15 protein-coding genes are annotated in these 17273 nt (G+C 34.6%); 11 read left to right on the top strand and 4 right to left on the bottom strand.

Annotated elements, in window-relative coordinates:
• Positions 1-76: 76 nt before the first annotated feature.
• The 3 genes from NBE98_RS18370 to NBE98_RS18380 form a co-directional block, all read right to left on the bottom strand.
• Positions 77-1303 (bottom strand): MFS transporter, encoded by a 1227-nt coding sequence (locus NBE98_RS18370; RefSeq protein WP_250816465.1) that lies wholly within the window; start codon positions 1301-1303, stop codon positions 77-79.
• 132 nt (positions 1304-1435) lie between these two features.
• The gene (locus tag NBE98_RS18375) at positions 1436-3001 is read right to left on the bottom strand and encodes a putative ABC exporter domain-containing protein (RefSeq protein ID WP_250816466.1); all 1566 of its coding nucleotides are present in this window, start codon (positions 2999-3001) and stop codon (positions 1436-1438) included.
• Complete coding sequence (locus NBE98_RS18380) at positions 2998-3699, bottom strand: ABC transporter ATP-binding protein (RefSeq protein WP_250816467.1); 702 nt, start codon at positions 3697-3699, stop codon at positions 2998-3000. The genes NBE98_RS18375 and NBE98_RS18380 overlap by 4 nt, the downstream gene beginning before the upstream one ends.
• A 261-nt stretch (positions 3700-3960) precedes the next feature.
• Here NBE98_RS18380 and NBE98_RS18385 point away from each other — a divergent pair, with 261 nt between their 5' ends.
• The 9 genes from NBE98_RS18385 (at position 3961) to disA (ending at position 14973) form a co-directional block, all read left to right on the top strand.
• Entirely contained in the window at positions 3961-4416 is a 456-nt protein-coding gene (locus tag NBE98_RS18385; protein ID WP_250816468.1) for a CtsR family transcriptional regulator, read from the top strand.
• A gap of 79 nt (positions 4417-4495) precedes the next feature.
• Complete coding sequence (locus NBE98_RS18390) at positions 4496-4984, top strand: UvrB/UvrC motif-containing protein (protein ID WP_250816469.1); 489 nt, start codon at positions 4496-4498, stop codon at positions 4982-4984.
• A gap of 70 nt (positions 4985-5054) precedes the next feature.
• Complete coding sequence (locus NBE98_RS18395; RefSeq protein WP_250816470.1) at positions 5055-6092, top strand: protein arginine kinase; 1038 nt, start codon at positions 5055-5057, stop codon at positions 6090-6092.
• A 26-nt stretch (positions 6093-6118) separates the two neighbouring features.
• Positions 6119-8578, top strand: coding sequence for an ATP-dependent Clp protease ATP-binding subunit (locus NBE98_RS18400; RefSeq protein WP_250816471.1), 2460 nt, complete (start codon positions 6119-6121; stop codon positions 8576-8578).
• A 130-nt stretch (positions 8579-8708) separates the two neighbouring features.
• Positions 8709-10745 (top strand): penicillin-binding transpeptidase domain-containing protein, encoded by a 2037-nt coding sequence (locus NBE98_RS18405; protein ID WP_250816472.1) that lies wholly within the window; start codon positions 8709-8711, stop codon positions 10743-10745.
• A gap of 173 nt (positions 10746-10918) precedes the next feature.
• Positions 10919-11647, top strand: coding sequence for a GntR family transcriptional regulator (locus tag NBE98_RS18410; RefSeq protein ID WP_250816473.1), 729 nt, complete (start codon positions 10919-10921; stop codon positions 11645-11647).
• Positions 11644-12405 (top strand): glucosamine-6-phosphate deaminase, encoded by a 762-nt coding sequence (gene nagB / locus NBE98_RS18415; protein WP_250816474.1) that lies wholly within the window; start codon positions 11644-11646, stop codon positions 12403-12405. The genes NBE98_RS18410 and nagB overlap by 4 nt, the downstream gene beginning before the upstream one ends.
• Before the next feature lie 126 nt (positions 12406-12531).
• Positions 12532-13893, top strand: coding sequence for a DNA repair protein RadA (gene radA / locus NBE98_RS18420; RefSeq protein WP_250816475.1), 1362 nt, complete (start codon positions 12532-12534; stop codon positions 13891-13893).
• 15 nt (positions 13894-13908) lie between these two features.
• Positions 13909-14973 carry a DNA integrity scanning diadenylate cyclase DisA gene (gene disA / locus NBE98_RS18425; RefSeq protein WP_250816476.1) on the top strand — a complete coding sequence of 355 codons (1065 nt, stop codon included), beginning with the start codon at positions 13909-13911 and terminating at the stop codon, positions 14971-14973.
• 35 nt (positions 14974-15008) lie between these two features.
• On the opposite strand, the gene NBE98_RS18430 is transcribed toward disA, so the two are convergent.
• A complete protein-coding gene (locus tag NBE98_RS18430) occupies positions 15009-15413 on the bottom strand; it encodes a nucleoside triphosphate pyrophosphohydrolase family protein (protein WP_250816477.1) in 405 nt (134 codons plus the stop codon).
• Positions 15414-15563: 150 nt separating this feature from the next.
• On the opposite strand from NBE98_RS18430, the gene NBE98_RS18435 reads away from it, so the two are divergent.
• Together NBE98_RS18435 and NBE98_RS18440 are read left to right on the top strand one after the other, a co-directional pair.
• Complete coding sequence (locus NBE98_RS18435; RefSeq protein ID WP_250816478.1) at positions 15564-16043, top strand: CarD family transcriptional regulator; 480 nt, start codon at positions 15564-15566, stop codon at positions 16041-16043.
• A 121-nt stretch (positions 16044-16164) separates the two neighbouring features.
• Entirely contained in the window at positions 16165-17268 is a 1104-nt protein-coding gene (locus NBE98_RS18440; RefSeq protein ID WP_250816479.1) for a PIN/TRAM domain-containing protein, read from the top strand.
• Positions 17269-17273: the final 5 nt, after the last annotated feature.

The raw sequence follows: 17273 nt of genomic DNA on the forward strand, positions 1-17273 counted from the left end.
TTTTTATATTTGTAACTTAAATAAAACATATAGAATAAAGCTAAAGCGGAGGGTATACCTCCGCTTTAGCTTTATTCTATATTAACTCATTTCTTCTCTTAAGAACGCCATAAAGTGCTATAGCTGTTATTGAGCAAAGTAGAGCACAGACACCAACAAAAGAATATCCAGCTTTCATGCCCATTACAAGTCCGCTTTCTATACCATACCAACCAGTATAAATATTTTTGAATAAATCGATTATAGCTCCAACTAAAAAGTTACCTATTACGCTGCCTATACCCATCATTGTTACAGTAAAACTTACCGCTGTATCACTATCCTTTGGGTAACGCTTGGCTAAAAGTGCCATTACAGTAGGGTATATTGGCGCAATTCCTGCTCCAGCAAGAGCAAACAAAAGTGCCCCGCTTTCACCAATTAATATTCCTAGTAAGGTTAAGATACCAGATGCAGCAGAAAAAATAATAACTGATTTAGTAAAGCCAATCTTGTCTGTAAGTGGACCGAGAAATAATCTAGATAAGGTAAAGGTTAAGAAGAAGGCTGATAGAAGCTTCGAAGCAGCTGCTATATCCCAGTTGTAAGCTTTTTCAAGAAAGTTAACAAGCCAACCTCCAACTGAAAGCTCAGAAATTACACCAAAGGATAAAATAGCTACTATAAGCCAAGCAGCAGGATCTTTAAGAAAATCCTTGAAAGGTGTTCGCTCATCTTCTTTTATCTCATCCCCAGGAAGTTTTGTAAACAAGGCAAACATGAGAGGAAGCAGTGAAAGTGAAAGCATTACAAGGTACATACCATGCCAGCCAAGAGGTTTTCCTGAAACTTTCGTGGACATAAGTACAGTTGCAAAAATGGGGGCGACTGTAGAGCTAAGTCCATAGAAAAAGTGAGATAAATTCATCATTGTTCCGGTGTTTTTAGTAAAAACTCTTGCAGCAAGTACACCAAGAGCGATTTCAAGAATTCCATTCCCTATATACATTAAAAAATAGGAAATAGAAAGCATAGGGTAATTTACAGATAAGAATATCAGTACTCCAGCAGATGCCATAGTTCCAAAGGCTAAGATGCTTGAAAACTTTATTCCATATTTCCTAGTTAAGAATCCAGTAAAGCTACATGCTAGAAGATAACCTAAAGAATTAAAAGCCAAAAGCAGACCTACTTGAAGTTCGTTTAATGAAAAATCAGCCTGCATTCGAGGTATGGCAGGGCCTTTAATATTCTCCGAAAAACCGAATACCAAGAAGCCTCCAAATACTATTAGTAAAAGTAAATAATTATTCCTTTTGTCCAAATCTGATTCCTCCGTAATACTAAAAAATCTAATATTAACTTTAACATCCCCAAACAATTTTCACAAGCTGTGGATATAAAGTTGGTTTAGGTAATATAAAAGGATAGGCAAAAACCTATCCTGTGGTATCTATTAGCCAAGTTCAATATTTTCGAATATACCTTTACCAAGAAGTATTATTAAGCTGCTAAATATTACATTATAAAGAATAAATACTGCGTTGGCTGTTATTTGTCCAGTAAGAGTATTATTTATCCCATTTAATATACCCCAAACAGCAACCCCAGGGGCAACTATAAGAAGTAAGAGAGCAAATCTTATAAGGGAAGTCAATACTAAACTGTTAGTATTTCCAAAAACTCTTCTTGCAAGTACACCACCATATACAAACAGAGAACCTATAGAGGCAAATGCAATTATATTGAGGATTATAAGCAGCAAATTAGCTTTAAATAAAATTCCACTTATAATAAATATAATACACCCATCAATAAGATTTTTGATATTATCTACAACAGTAGAGTAAACAACTTTTTTGAAAGAATTGTCAGGTATTAAAAATATATAAGGATTTGATAGTTCCTGTTGCCACTTGCTTGCAAAGGTAAATATCATATGGAGATACATAGTAAAGCCTAGGATAACTCTCAAATCTTTAAATGGGAAGAACAAGCCAGCAGTAATTGCTACAATCGCATATAATAGAGAAGCAAAATTTATAAATCCAAAACCTGTCTTTTTATATTCAAGGATATGCCTCCAAAAGATTGCGGATGCTCCTTTGCCTTTTTGCTTATATTGAACTTTTCTTACTCTTGTTTTCTTAGAATTCTTTAAATATACCTTTTCACCTTTTCTAGCGGCGGTAAGTGTTGCTTCCTTTAGTTCGGTTGAGGCTAATACATCCTCGTAGAAGTCAAGCTTCAAGGAGTAAAGTATGTAAATACAAAGGGCAGCAAACAGAATCAATATAATTAAGTAAACTATAGTTATTGAACTTATACCTGTAATCCCAGCCATTATTATTTCTCTTGTCCAACCATAGACAGGGATATATCCAAACAAACTGTGACTTAAAAGGAACATTAGTGCTTTTCCAGGTGCCCTTAAGATATATAGGCTGTAAAAATAAAACACAACTACTGCTAGTAAAAGTACTTTAAATATCGTTTTAATTATTACTTTGCTATTTTCACTTTTGCTGCTGATAGAGTATAAAAGCATTTTTATAATTGAGTTTACAAGCAGCATAAGAAATAATCCGCCAAAGATAACAAAGATTGCATAAGGTTTTATATTTTTAAATCTAGTCAATTGTGGGGCTTGAAATAAAACAAAGATTACTGCAATGAATGAATTATATATCTGCTTTATAAATCCATAAATTAAAACCTTCTGAGGACTAAAGGGAGCAGTAAATACTAAGTTTATGTCAGCACCTCTAAAGAAGTTTGCTCCATTGTTAACAGAACTCAGTAAGTCAGGTATAGAGAAAAGTAAAATAATAGCAGTAGCTATGCTAGAATACAAATCAGGATTTATTTCAGAAGTTGCAAGCCCAGTTTTCGATGACATAACTAGCGGGAATATAATGAGTGCTGTAAAAATAAGATATCCTATAAGCTTTCCGGGTTTCTTTATTAGCTGTTTTATACCGTTTTTGAATGATTTTCTAATTATGTAGAATAATGCTCTCATACATTTTCCTCCGTTACATCAAAGAAGATTTGCTCTAGAGATTCTTTTCTATCTTCAAGCTCTTGCCTTGTTCCGGAGAGAATTATATTTCCTTCCTTCATAATAAGAACCTTGTCCCAGAATTCATCAATACTGTCTATAATATGAGTGCTTATAAGAATAGAACAGCCGCTATCTCGAAGTTCTAAGAAGGCCTTCTTTAATTCTTTGATAGCTTTTGGATCAAGTCCAACAAGAGGCTCATCAAATAGTATTACTTTAGGCTTTACTATAAGAGCACAACAGATGCTTACTTTCTGCATCATACCTTTGGATAGCTCTTTTCCAAGTTTATTTCTTTTATCACTTAAATCAAAGCGTTCTAAAAGCTCCTCAGCTAATTCTCTATAGTTGGATATTCCATAAGCTGCAGCCATATACTCAATATGTTCATATACAGTGAGTAGGTCAAACATGGAAGGGACTTCTGGAACATAACCAAGAAATTTTTTAGCTTCAATGCTTTTGTTTTCATAACCATTTAGCTCTATACTGCCTATATATTTTAATAGTCCAGCTATACATTTAATAGTAGTGCTTTTTCCGGCACCATTAGGACCAAGAAGCACAGCAATTTCACCATTATTTACTTGAAAGCTTATACCTTTTACCACTTCTTCTTTACTGTATTTTTTGCGAAGATTTTTTACTGTAAGCATATGTATTTTCCCCCTATAACGTACATAGTTTGTTACAATTATAACATAGTATAGAATAACATGGAAATTAAATTAAAAAGCTGAGTATTAAAACTAATGAAATTTAAAGTAAAACAAAAAAATAATAAAATAATTTGTAGTAATAGCATTTTTTATTTATTTTTGGGGAAATTTAGTTGTTGAAATCAAGCAAAGATAATATTAATATTAAATTAAGGTCAAAGAAGGTCAAAGTCAGCCTTGCTGAAAGGAGACACATATATGGCTAGATTATCAGATATAATTGAGAGTTTTATAAAACAGTTAATTGAGAGCAATAATGAAAGTGAGCTTCAAATACAAAGAAATGAGTTAGCAAATTATTTTAGTTGTGCTCCATCCCAAATAAATTATGTACTTACTACTCGCTTCAGCATAGATAAGGGTTATTATATAGAGAGCAGAAGAGGGGGAGGAGGATATATTGTAATCAGAAAGCTGGAGTTTAGAGAAGATAAGGCTTTACATGAAGCTGTAAGTGAAAAAATAGGTTCAAGTCTTACTTATGACTCGGGGCTGCAAATAATAAATGGTCTTCTTGAACACAATATTTTAACACAAAGAGAATCAGATATAATGAAGATAGCGATTAATGATAGAATTCTTGGAGCCTTAGAGAACAAAAATAAGTTAAGAGCTGATCTTTTAAAGGCGATGATTACAGCTATTATTTATTAGAAGAAATATTTATGGTATAATTTACCATGGAGTTTAGATATATCTATAGATAAATATTTTATTAATTGAGGTGATATGTATGCTGTGTGAAAATTGCAATAAAAATGAAGCTAGTGTTCACTTTACCCAAATTATAAACGGAAAGAAACAAGAGCTTAATATATGCGAAAGCTGTGCAAAAGAAATAGATGGGTTTAATACCACTTTTTCTTTCCAAAATATTTTAAGTGGAATAATGGATTATATGAGTCCTGCCCAGCATATAAGCAAGGCTCAAGTGTTAACCTGTAAAAACTGCGGTACAACCTACGATGAGTTCAAAAAAAATGGTCTTGTAGGCTGCAGTGAGTGTTATAGTAGCTTTTGCTCTGTTTTAGCTCCTGTTATTAAGCGAGTTCAGGGAAATCTAGAGCATACGGGAAAACTTCCTAAGAAGCTAGGAAAAGATATTATTGAAAAAAGAAGATTGGCAAAGCTTAAGGAAGAACTGCAAAAAGCTATTGCTAATGAAGAGTATGAAAAAGCTGCTCAAATTAGAGATGAAATAAAGTCAACTCAAAATGAATAATGAATTATTAATGCACTAAATGTGCTTTAACGGCTAATATAAGGAATCTAAACGGCGAAAGGAGGAAATTATGAAGAATTGGATGAAGGCTCAAGGAATCAATAATGATATAGTTTTGAGCAGTAGAATACGCCTTGCTAGAAATTTAAAGAGTATTCCTTTTCCAGATAAGTTAGTTGAAGAAAAGGGGAAAGAGATTGTTAAACAGGTAGAGGATGCTTTTTATACGTCATCTCATACTGAAGAAGCTTATAAAAGCAAATATCTTTGGTTAAATGACCAGTGGACAAATCGCTCTTACTTCGAGAAGCATTTAATAAGTCATAAGCTTTTAATAAATCAAAGGAAATCAGCTTTTATAGTTGATAAAGACGAAGTGGTAAGTTTAATGATTAATGAAGAAGATCACATTAGGCTTCAATGTATTACTTCCGGCTATAATTTAGAGGAAACCTATGACATGGCTAATAAACTTGATAATCTTTTAGAGGAGAAGCTTGACTATGCATTTGATGAAAATTTAGGATATCTAACAGCATGCCCGACAAATTTAGGTACAGGAATGAGAGCTTCAGTTATGCTTCATCTCCCTGCTCTTTCTATGAACAGTGATATGAATAGAGTGTTAAATGCTGTTACTCAGGTAGGTATGACTATAAGAGGTCTATTTGGAGAAGGCTCAAAGGCAGAAGGCGATTTATATCAAATATCAAATCAAATAACCCTTGGCTTAAGTGAAGAAGAAATAATGAGCAATTTAAAAGCTGTAGTTAATCAGATTATTGATAGGGAACAATGGTCAAGAGAACAGCTATTAAAGAGCCATAGATATGAATTAGAAGATAGAATTTACAGATCCCTGGGAACTTTAAGGTATGCTATGCTTTTAACTTCAAAAGAATGCTTAAATCTCATTTCTGATGTAAGAATGGGAGTAGAAATGGGAATAATCAAGGATGTAAGCCTTGATACACTTAACTATTTATTGGTTGGGACACAGCCGGCAACACTTCAGCTTATAGCGAATTCAGGCCTATCTGAAAAGGATAGAGATATAAACAGAGCTAGGCTGGTTAGACAAAAGCTTGGAGGCAATAATATAGAATAAAAAATATTTTACAGGTGGTGATTTTTATGATGTTCTCAAGATTTACAGAGAGGGCACAAAAGGTTATTATGTATGCTCAGCAGGAAGCGCAAAGCTTTCAGCATGGCTACGTTGGAACTGAACACATACTTCTTGGTATCCTAAGAGAAGAAGATGGAATAGCTAAAAAACTTTTAAACAATTCTGGAATAGCTATAGAAAGCGTTAGGAATTTAGTTGAGGAGTATGAAGGCAAAGGCGATGCTGACTTGTTTAAAAGCGAAATTCCTTTAACTCCTAGGACAAAGAGGCTTTTAGAATTAAGTTTGCTTGAATCCAGAAATCTTGGACACAACTATATAAGCCCAGAGCATATTTTACTAGCATTAATTAGGGAATCAGAAGGAGTTGCTTACACAATACTTAGCAATTTAGGGGCTGATTTTGATAAGCTTAGAAAAGAAATAGTAAATAACATGGCAGGCGGTGCTCCAGGAGATCAGCCAAGTGCTGCTAATGCGGTTCCTCATAAGGCTAATGGTGGAGGTGCGACACCTAACCTTGACCAGTTTGGAAGAGATTTAACAGGTATGGCTGCAGAGGGTAAGCTTGATCCTGTTATAGGAAGAGATAAAGAAACACAGAGACTATTAGAAATATTAAGCAGAAGAATTAAGAATAATCCTTGTCTAATCGGTGATCCTGGTGTTGGCAAGACAGCAGTTGTTGAAGGTTTAGCACAAAGGATTGTATCAGGAAATATTCCTGAAATATTAAAGGGTAAGAGAGTAGTAACACTAGATCTTTCATCTATGGTAGCAGGTTCAAAGTACAGAGGGGAGTTTGAAGATAGGCTTAAGAAGGTAATGGAGGAAATAAGAAAGGCTGGCAATGTAATTTTATTCATTGATGAAATTCATACAATTATCGGAGCAGGTGGAGCAGAAGGTGCAATAGATGCTTCCAATATATTAAAGCCAGCACTTGCAAGAGGAGAAATCCAGTGCATAGGTGCTACAACAATTGACGAATATAGAAAGCATATAGAAAAGGATTCTGCTTTGGAAAGAAGATTTCAGCCTATAACAGTTGGAGAGCCAACAAAGGAGGAAGCTCTTCAAATTCTTATGGGATTAAGAGATAAATATGAAGCTCACCACAGAGTTAACATTACTGACGAGGCATTACAAGCTGCTGTTAATTTGTCAGATCGATATATTACAGACAGATATCTTCCAGACAAGGCTATAGACCTTATCGATGAGGCAGCTGCAAAGGTAAGAATAGCAAACCTTACTGCACCTCCTGATTTAAAGGAGCTTGAAGAGGAAATAGAAAAAGCTACTAAGGAAAAAGAAGATGCAATAAGAGTTCAAGACTTTGAAAAGGCTGCAAGACTTAGAGACACAGAAAAAGAATTAAAAGATAAGCTTGAAAGCCAAAAGGGAAATTGGAAGGCTCAAAGCGAAGGCTCAACTCATCATACGGTTAGTGAGCCAGAAATTGCGGCAGTAGTCTCAAGATGGACTAATGTTCCTGTCGAAAAACTTACTGAAAAAGAATCAGAAAGATTACTAAAGCTGGAAGAAATTCTTCATAATAGAGTAATAGGTCAGGAGGAAGCTGTTAAGTCTATTTCTAGAGCAGTGAGACGTTCAAGAGTAGGGCTTAAGGATCCTAAGAGACCAATAGGCTCCTTCATATTTCTTGGACCAACAGGTGTAGGCAAAACTGAGCTTTCAAAGGCTCTTGCCGAGGCTATGTTTGGTGATGAAAATAATATGATAAGAGTTGATATGTCAGAGTATATGGAGAAGCACGCAGTATCCAGACTTATAGGTTCTCCTCCAGGATATGTTGGCTATGATGAGGGAGGACAATTAACTGAAAAAGTTAGAAGAAATCCTTACTCTGTAGTTTTATTTGATGAAATTGAAAAAGCACATCCAGACGTATTTAATATTCTTCTCCAAATCCTTGAAGATGGAAGACTTACAGATGGAAAAGGAAAGACTGTAGATTTTAAGAACACTATTGTTATAATGACTTCAAACGTAGGTGCAAGTACAATCAGGAAGCAGAAGACTCTAGGCTTTGCAACTTACAGCGATAAGGAAGCTGAGAATGAATACGAAAAGATGAAGGAAAATGTTATGGATGAACTTAAGCGTTCCTTTAGACCAGAATTCCTTAATAGAATTGATGACATCATTGTATTCCATCAGCTAGCAGAAGGGGACTTGAAGCATATAGTTAAGCTTATGCTTAAGACTGTTGCTGACAGAATTAAAGAGCAGGATATCACCCTTCAATTTGCAGAAGGTGCTGAAGAATACCTTTCAAAGGAAGGCTATGATATAACCTATGGTGCAAGACCGCTTAGAAGGGCAATAACTAAGGCTGTAGAAGATAGGCTTTCGGAGGAAATATTAAGAGGAAACATTAAGAGAGGCGATATAGTTAAGGTTACTGCAGAAAATAATCAGTTGAAGTTTGAAAGGGTTTAGGATAAAATAAAAGCAACATTAAAGAAAGGGCATAAGACCTCGGTTTTGTGTCCTTTTTATTAAATTTTAGGGGCATAATGATTAATAATCATTACGTGACTCCAGAGATCTACAAGGAGTGATGTATCAAGTGAAAAAGAAATATTTGTTTTTATGTTTAAGTTTATTTGTTTTTATATTTTCTTTTGTTGGCTGCTCTAAAGATAAAAATCCTAAGGAGAGCTTTGATGCTTTTGTGAAAGCTCTAGAGGAAGGCGGATATTCTTCCATGTATAGCCAACTTTCTAGTGAGACAAAGAAATCTATTGATGAAAAGTATTTTGTAGATACATATAAAAATATTTATGGTAATGCTAAGGTGAGCAAAGTTTCCGTGTCTCCTCAGTATCCAGAAAAACTTAAAGATGATGGCAACGGTATGCTTCGCTTCCCTGCAAATATTACAATAGATACTCCTGCTGGTACAAAACAGTTTACATATGAAGTTAATCTAGTTAAAGAAAAAGTAGGAAAAACAAAGGAATGGTTTATAGTTTGGGATGAAAAAATGGTGTTTCCTGAGCTTGAAAAGGGCGATAAGGTTGTATATGAAAAGCAGATAGGAAAACGTGGTGAAATTAAGGACAGAAACGGAGTTTCCCTTGCTGCTAATACAGAAGCAGTAACAATCTATGTTGTTCCACAAGAGATTGCGCCGGAAAGAGATAAGACCATCGCTCATTTAGCTGAAACCTTAGGAATGACCGTAGAACAAATTAATGCTATTTTAAATCAGCAGTGGGTGAAAAATAATCCAGCACAAGGTGTTCCTATTATGGATGTAGCTAGAGATGAAATGCCAAAAATAATTAAGGCACAGGAGCCAAAAGGTGTTAAAGGGCAAGCAGCTTCTAAACTTTTAAGGAGATACCCGGCAGGAACTGCAGCAGCTCACCTCATAGGATATATAGGTAAAATTAATGCAGAGGAATTAAAGACCTTGCAGGCGCAGGGATATGATGAAAATGACTATATTGGAAGAGATGGATTGGAGAAAGTTTTTGAAAGCAGGTTAAAGGGAGAAATTGGTGGGACAATCTATACTGCTGATAGTAAAGGAAAGAAGAAGAGCACAGTTCTTAAAAAGGAACCCAAAAACGGGGAGAATATTGCTTTAACTATAGATATTAACATGCAGAAGGATATATATTCTCAGTTTGGTGAAGACAGCGGTACCTCTGTTGCAGTTCATCCTAAGACAGGAGAGGTACTTGCAATGGTAAGTAGTCCTTCATATGATCCAAATAAGTTTGTATCAGGAATTAGCAGTAAGGAATATAAGGATTTAGAAAGTAATCCAAAGAAGCCTTTTTTAAGAAGATATGAAAATGCTATTGTTCCAGGCTCAGTTTTCAAACCAATTACTGCAGCAATTGGTTTAAAGACAGGAAAGTTAAATCCTGCTGCTGAGATTAAAATTCAAGGGAATTCCTGGCAAAGGGATGCATCTTGGGGAAAGTACAGCATAACTAGAGTAAGTTCAGAAGATGAATCGGTAAATCTTTTAGATGCTTTCGTTCGATCAGATAATATCTATTTTGCTCAAACTGCTTTAGCCATTACAAAAGATGCATTCTTAAGTGGGGTTAAGGAATTCGGGATAGGTGATAAGATTCCATTTTCATTAGGCCTTTCTCAATCTCAGGTTGGAAAGCTTGAGAAAGATGTAGAGCTTGCTGATAGTGGTTATGGGCAAGATAAGATACTTATGAATCCACTTCATCTAGCATTGATATACAGCTCTTTTGTTAATGAAGGAAATATTATGGCGCCTATTCTGGAGATGAAGGATAAAACAGATTCTCTTAAGGTATGGAAAGAAAAGGTGATTTCTAAGGAAATTGCTGATACCATAGTTAATGATTTAGTTCAAGTAGTTGAAAATCAAAAGGGAACAGCACATGAGGCTCAAATACCAGGCCTTTCTTATGCAGGAAAGACTGGTACAGCAGAAATAAAGAAGAGTCAAGATGATACAACTGGTACAGAAAATGGGTGGTATGCTGCAGTGAATGTAAACAATCCTAAGGTTGCCATAGTAATGATGATTGAAGATGTTAAGGGCAGAGGCGGGAGTCACTATTTGCTGCCGAAGGTTAAGAATATTTTAAGTAAATACGGGAAGTAACAGTGAGTGAAGAGTGAGATAATAGATGTAAGGTAGCATGAGTTGTAAAATACTCCTGGGGAGCCTTCTGACGTTAGATGTTCACTCTTTTATTTTACTTTAATTATTGAATTATTTACACTGGTCTAGACATCTATAGGTATATAGGTTATAATAAGTTTAAGGAGTGGTTAATGTTGAGCATAGATAAAAATAGTCCAATTCCCGTTTATTATCAGTTAAAGGAAGACATTAAGGGTAAGATAAGTAAAGGATTTTGGAAGGCTGGTCAATGTATCGACAGCGAAAGAGAGCTTTCTGAACAGTATGGAGTTAGCAGAATGACTGTTAGACAGGCGTTAGGGGAGCTCGTTCAGGAAGGTGTGCTCCATAGAGAAAAAGGGAAAGGTACCTTTGTTTGTGAGCCTAAAGTGAAGCAGACAGACATAATGAGCTTTTCTGAAATGGTTAGAAAGATGGGGTTAACACCACGAACTGAGGTTAGGGACTTTGAGAAAGTTCTAACACCTGAACATATAGCTGATTTAATTCCTTTTGAAGAGGTCTATAAGATAGACAGATTGAGAATTGTTGGAGAAGATGTTATAGCAAATGAAATAATTTATATACCATGCGATTATTGTGGTTACATTAATGCAGATAAGCTAAAACACTCCTTTTACGATATATTAAAGGACTACGGTTACGTGGTAGATCACTCAGAAGCTTCAATTCAAGCAGTATTGATGGATGAGGAGTATAAAAAATTATTTAATACAAATAAAAAGCTTCCTCTTATAAAGGTATTCAGCAAAAATATTACTAATGAGGGCAGACTTTTATTTATAGAGGAATCAATCTATAGGTCAGATAAATATATTTTTGAGGTCAACATATTTAGAAGAGAGGGAAAAATAAGATGAGAGTAATAGTTGCAAAAAATTATGAAGAAATGAGCAGAATAGCAGCGATGGAAATAGCAAAGCTTTTATATGTTAAACCAGAAGCGATACTAGGACTTGCTACTGGAAGCACACCTGAAGGTGTATATAAAGAATTAATTGAGTTAAACAAAGAGAATAGAGTAGATTTTTCTAGAGTTACTACTTATAACTTAGATGAGTATAAGGGTTTAACTGGAGATCATGCTCAAAGTTACAGATATTTTATGAATACAAGACTGTTTAACCATGTAAATATTGATAAGAATAGAAGTCATGTACCAAATGGAGTGGCAGATGACTTTGAAAAAGAATGTGACGAGTATGATGCGGCAATAGAAAATGCAGGAGGAATAGACCTTCAGCTTTTAGGAATAGGTAGAAACGGTCATATAGGTTTTAATGAACCTTCAGATTTTTTAAACTTAAATACTCACGTTACTGATCTTACTGAGGATACTATTAAAGTTAATTCACGATTCTTCGATAATATCGATGAAGTTCCAACTCAAGCTATAACTATGGGGCTTGGCAGCATAATGAAGGCCAAGAAGATAATTCTTCTTGCAAGTGGTGAATCTAAGGCTGAGATTATTGCAAAGCTCGTTGAAGAAAAGATAAGCACAAGAATACCTGCTTCAATGCTGCAAGTGCATCCAAATGTACTTGTAATTGTGGATCAAGAGGCAGCAGCCCTTTTAAAAAACACTTCAAACGACGGAATAGAATATTTAAAGTAATTAATAGCTTGTAAAATCCTAATAAGGATCTTACAAGCTAATTTTTTGCTTGATTAAGCGATACATAAATAGGAAAATATATTAGATAGTATTATTTTAGTACAAAAGCATAAGGGAGATAGTTTTATGGCAAAAATAAAAAATGTATTTGTGTGCCAAGATTGCGGCTACGAAAGTCCAAAGTGGCTTGGAAAGTGTCCTGGTTGCGGAGCTTGGAACAGCATGGCTGAGGAAGCTAAGGCGGCAGCTTCAGACTTCGGAAGAGCAGTAACTATTAGCAGTGGTAATAAGCCTAGAAGCATTACTAATATAAAATCTGGAGAACATGAAAGATATAATACAGGAATTTCAGAGCTTAATAGGGTTTTAGGTGGTGGTCTTGTTAGAGGCTCGCTAACTTTGATTTCAGGTTCTCCTGGTATAGGGAAGTCAACTCTTCTACTTCAAACTGCTAATAATATTTCAAAGCAGCATGGAAGAGTTTTATATATATCTGGAGAGGAATCAGAGGAACAGATTAAAATGAGGGGGGATAGGCTTGGAGTAGTTCATCCGGAGCTGTATATTTTATCTGAAACAAATATAGATGTTATTGAACAGCATGTAAGTGAGGTTGAACCTATATTTGTTATAGTTGACTCTATTCAAACACTCTATAAACCTTCGCTTACCTCTGCCCCAGGAAGTGTATCGCAAGTAAGAGAATGTTCCAGTGATTTAATGAGACTTGGAAAAACAAAGAATATACCATTTTTTATCGTTGCACATGTAACAAAGCAGGGAGAACTTGCAGGACCAAGGGTTTTAGAGCATATGGTTGATACGGTGCTTTCTTTTGAAGGTGAAAGAACAGAGGACTATAGAATTCTGAGAACTATTAAAAATCGGTTTGGAACCACAAGCGAGATAGGAGTTTTTGAGATGGCCGAAGTAGGACTTGTGGAAATAACAGATCCTTCAAAAGTGTTCTTGGAAGAAAGCAGCTTTACTCAGGAGGGAGCAGTTGTTGTAGGTGTTATGGAAGGAACAAGACCTATTCTAGTTGAAATTCAGGCTCTTGTGAGCGAAACAAAAGCACCTATGCCTAGAAGAACTGCTGTTGGAATTGAAGGCTCAAGGTTAAATCTTATTTTGGCAGTATTAGAAAAAAAGATGAGAATACCATTTTACAACTGTGATGTTTACGTAAATGTTGTTGGAGGACTGAATATAGATGGAACTTTTGCAGACTTAGGGCTTGCATTGGCCCTTGTATCAAGTATTAAGGGAAAAGAACTTAAGCTTGAGAAGTCTTTAATTATTGGTGAGGTTGGTCTTACTGCAGAGGTTAGACCTATATCTTTTTGTGACAGGCTTGTTAATGAGGGGGTTAAAATGGGATTTAAGAATGTAATTATACCTTTTAGAAACAAAGATAAAGTTCAATCAAAGGGATCAAACATTATTTTAGTTTCTTCTTTAAAAGAAGCTATAAGTAAAGTATTTTAGTTTAGGGTGATTGTAGTGAGAGTTGAGAAGGACAGAGAAATTTTAAATATACTAAAAATGATGGCGCCTGGCACACAACTTAGAGAGGGTTTAGAAAATGTGCTTAGAGCCAAGACAGGTGGACTTATAGTAATAGGAGACAGTGAGCAAGTTTTAGATTTAGTTGATGGAGGGTTTGCTATTAACTCTGAGTATACACCTACCTATATATATGAGCTTGCAAAAATGGATGGCGCTATTGTTCTAAGCAGCGATATTAAAAAGATTTTATATGCTAATACTCAACTTGTACCTGATTCAAGCATAACAACCTTTGAAACTGGTACCAGACACAGAACCGCTGACAGGGTAGCTAAAAAAACAGATGCAGTTGTTATTGCTATTTCTCAAAGAAGAAATATAATATCTGTTTATAAAGGTAATGTAAAGTATATTTTAAAAGATAGCAGCGTTATCCTTGGAAAAGCAAATCAAGCTATACAGACTCTTGAAAAGTATGTTTCTGTCCTTGATAGAGTCATTAATAATTTAAATCTTTTGGAGTTTCAGGATTTATCGACACTGTTTGATGTTATTACTGCAATCCAAAGAACTGAGATGGTTATGAGAATAGTTGCTGAAATTGAAAGATATATATGTGAACTTGGAAACGAAGGAAGGCTTATTTCCATGCAGTTAAATGAGCTTGTTAAGTTTGTGGAGCAGGATGAAATCTTTTTAATAAGGGATTACTGCCAGAGCAGTCTTGATCACAATGAAATTTATAGGCAACTGCAAGGATTATCTTCTGAAGAACTTCTCGATTTGGACTTAATTGCGAGGTTCCTTGGATATGTCGGAGTTCCTTTGGTGGATACTCTAATTTCACCAAGAGGGTTTAGAATGCTCAATAAGATACCTAGAATTCCATCAGGAGTTATAGAAAACCTTATAAAAAGATTTAGAGAACTCAAAGGTGTGATGGAGGCTTCTTATGAACAGCTTGATAAAGTTGAAGGTATTGGTGAAGCCAGAGCAAAAGCTATAAAAAATGGTCTTAGAAGGCTAAGAGAGCAGATAATGATAGATAAACCTATATAAAATAAGCAGCACCGACTTGTTAGGTGCTGCTTATTTTATCTTAATGAGAATTTTCCAAGAGTATTTATCCTATCGTATTCCTTTAGCAAAATATCATACATGTTTAAATCCAAAACATTGCATAATGATGCTAAATAAAACATATGGTTTCCTATTTCTCTCTCAAGTACATCCCTGCAGTTATCGCAAGCATTTCCTCCAATATGTGTTTTAAGTTGATGCGTTAGTTCTTCTAAATCTATGTCATCATTATGTATATCCTTACCTTGCTTTTTTGCTTCTATGCTCATGCACCCACAGTTTGTAACAGTTTTGGCAACTGCTCTGTTAATTCTCGCTTCTGACTCTTGAAGTTTTGTCATTATATCTAAAACACTTCTATGCCTTAAAAGGGATTCGCTTACAGAGTTTTGAAAATCATCGAATATAACGTCTTTCATTCGGGTCTCAACTCCTTAAAAAAGTTTATAAAACTACTTATATTGTAATTATAAAAGTTGTTAGATAATTTTGTCAACAAACCATAGGACAAAATTTCATCTACACCTATATAATAAATCAAGAGCAATTTTATAGATAGGGGGATAATTATGTTAAGTGTTGGAAATAAGGTGTTTGTACCAAACTATGGAGCAGGTGTTATAAAAAGTGTTGAATTCAGGAAAGTTTATGATACCGTATATAAGTGTGTTGATATTACATTAACTATAGATAATATGTCTTTACTAATCCCTGTGAGCAGGATTGAAGCATATAGAATGAGAGAAGTTGTAACTAAAGAGACTTTGGAGAAGTGTTTATTAGTTTTAAGTGCAAAACCTGCGAAGATAGAAAAGAAATGGACTAAAAGATATAGGGAAAATAATGATAAAATATATACAGGAGATTTAAGTAAAGAGTGTGAAGTAGTAAGAGATTTATATTACCTCAAGAAAAAAGGAATAATGCCGCCTGGTGAACAAAAGATACTGGATAAGTCAGAAAGTTTAGTGGCTAGTGAAATTATGCTAATACTTGATATAAATCTTCAGGAAGCCTATAAAATTATAAAGGAAACTTGTAACAGATAATTAAATAAATTATTAAATAAGGCCTTCAATTGTTGAAATTAATTCTTTATTAAGTTATATTAAATATTAAAGGATTTAAATATGCAAAATTTGTTAATACTTTTAGGAGGAGGTGATTTCTTTGCTGAAAAAGATTCTAAGGGGTCTTTTCACTATAACAGGACTTATATTAGGATTTATTATAGGTAAGATCGTTATAAACCCGAATTATTTTCCAAGATTAAGCTATATAAATAGCAGCATTATTCTTAAGGGATTATTTTTAACCATAAGTACCTTAGTTTTTGGATTTATTCTTTTTTTAATATCTCCAGTTATAACTCGACTGATATTAACAGCTGTTGATTATATGGAGAAGAGCATCCAGAAAGTACCGGCTAATGAAATACTTTTTGGTACTGCAGGAGCTATAGCAGGACTAATTATTGCTTCACTACTTGGAGCCTTATTTGCACATGTTTCATTTTTTTGGACAGTTATTGCCGTTGTTATTGCTGTAATTATGTCTACGATAGGGGCTGATATAGCTGTTAGGAAAAGAGAAGAGTTGATGGCCTTATTTGTAAATATTAAAAAACCAAGTGGATTAAAAGATAAAAAAGGAAAGAATGCATTAAAAGGTGAGGCCAAGGTTTTAGATACATCTGTGATAATAGATGGAAGAATTTTTGACATATGCCAAACAGGTTTTGTAGAGGGATCTTTGATAATACCCAATTTTGTATTAGAAGAATTAAGACATATTGCGGATTCTTCAGATTCCTTAAAGAGAAATAGAGGAAGAAGAGGTTTGGATATACTAAACAAAATTCAAAAAGAACTAAACATTGATGTGCAGATTTATGAGAAAGACTTTCCTGATATTGCTGAAGTAGATAGTAAACTTCTAAAGCTTGCGCAAGTATTGAATGGAAAAGTAATAACTAATGATTATAACCTTAACAAGGTTGCTGAATTCCAAGGTGTACCAGTTCTTAATATAAATGAGCTTGCAAATGCAGTTAAGCCAGTGGTCTTGCCAGGTGAAGAGATGAGAATTCAAATAATCAAGGACGGAAAAGAGTCAGGACAAGGTATAGCGTACCTTGATGATGGAACAATGATAGTTGTTGAAGGTGGTAAAAGACATATTGGTGAAACAATGGACGTTATAGTTACCTCTGTACTTCAAACCGCAGCTGGAAGAATGATTTTTGCTAAACGAAAGGAAGATATGGAGTCCTAAGACAA

Source organism: Clostridium swellfunianum (assembly GCF_023656515.1).
In the GTDB taxonomy this organism is placed as follows: domain Bacteria; phylum Bacillota; class Clostridia; order Clostridiales; family Clostridiaceae; genus Clostridium_AT; species Clostridium_AT swellfunianum.

Coding starts and splice junctions, on each gene's coding strand:
- nagB (WP_250816474.1), top strand. CDS start 11,644: ATGAGAGTAATAGTTGCAAAAAATTATGAAGAAATGAGCAGAATAGCA.
- NBE98_RS18380 (WP_250816467.1), bottom strand. CDS start 3,699: ATGCTTACAGTAAAAAATCTTCGCAAAAAATACAGTAAAGAAGAAGTG.
- NBE98_RS18435 (WP_250816478.1), top strand. CDS start 15,564: ATGTTAAGTGTTGGAAATAAGGTGTTTGTACCAAACTATGGAGCAGGT.
- NBE98_RS18390 (WP_250816469.1), top strand. CDS start 4,496: ATGCTGTGTGAAAATTGCAATAAAAATGAAGCTAGTGTTCACTTTACC.
- NBE98_RS18430 (WP_250816477.1), bottom strand. CDS start 15,413: ATGAAAGACGTTATATTCGATGATTTTCAAAACTCTGTAAGCGAATCC.
- radA (WP_250816475.1), top strand. CDS start 12,532: ATGGCAAAAATAAAAAATGTATTTGTGTGCCAAGATTGCGGCTACGAA.
- NBE98_RS18385 (WP_250816468.1), top strand. CDS start 3,961: ATGGCTAGATTATCAGATATAATTGAGAGTTTTATAAAACAGTTAATT.
- NBE98_RS18395 (WP_250816470.1), top strand. CDS start 5,055: ATGAAGAATTGGATGAAGGCTCAAGGAATCAATAATGATATAGTTTTG.
- NBE98_RS18400 (WP_250816471.1), top strand. CDS start 6,119: ATGATGTTCTCAAGATTTACAGAGAGGGCACAAAAGGTTATTATGTAT.
- NBE98_RS18375 (WP_250816466.1), bottom strand. CDS start 3,001: ATGAGAGCATTATTCTACATAATTAGAAAATCATTCAAAAACGGTATA.
- NBE98_RS18410 (WP_250816473.1), top strand. CDS start 10,919: ATGTTGAGCATAGATAAAAATAGTCCAATTCCCGTTTATTATCAGTTA.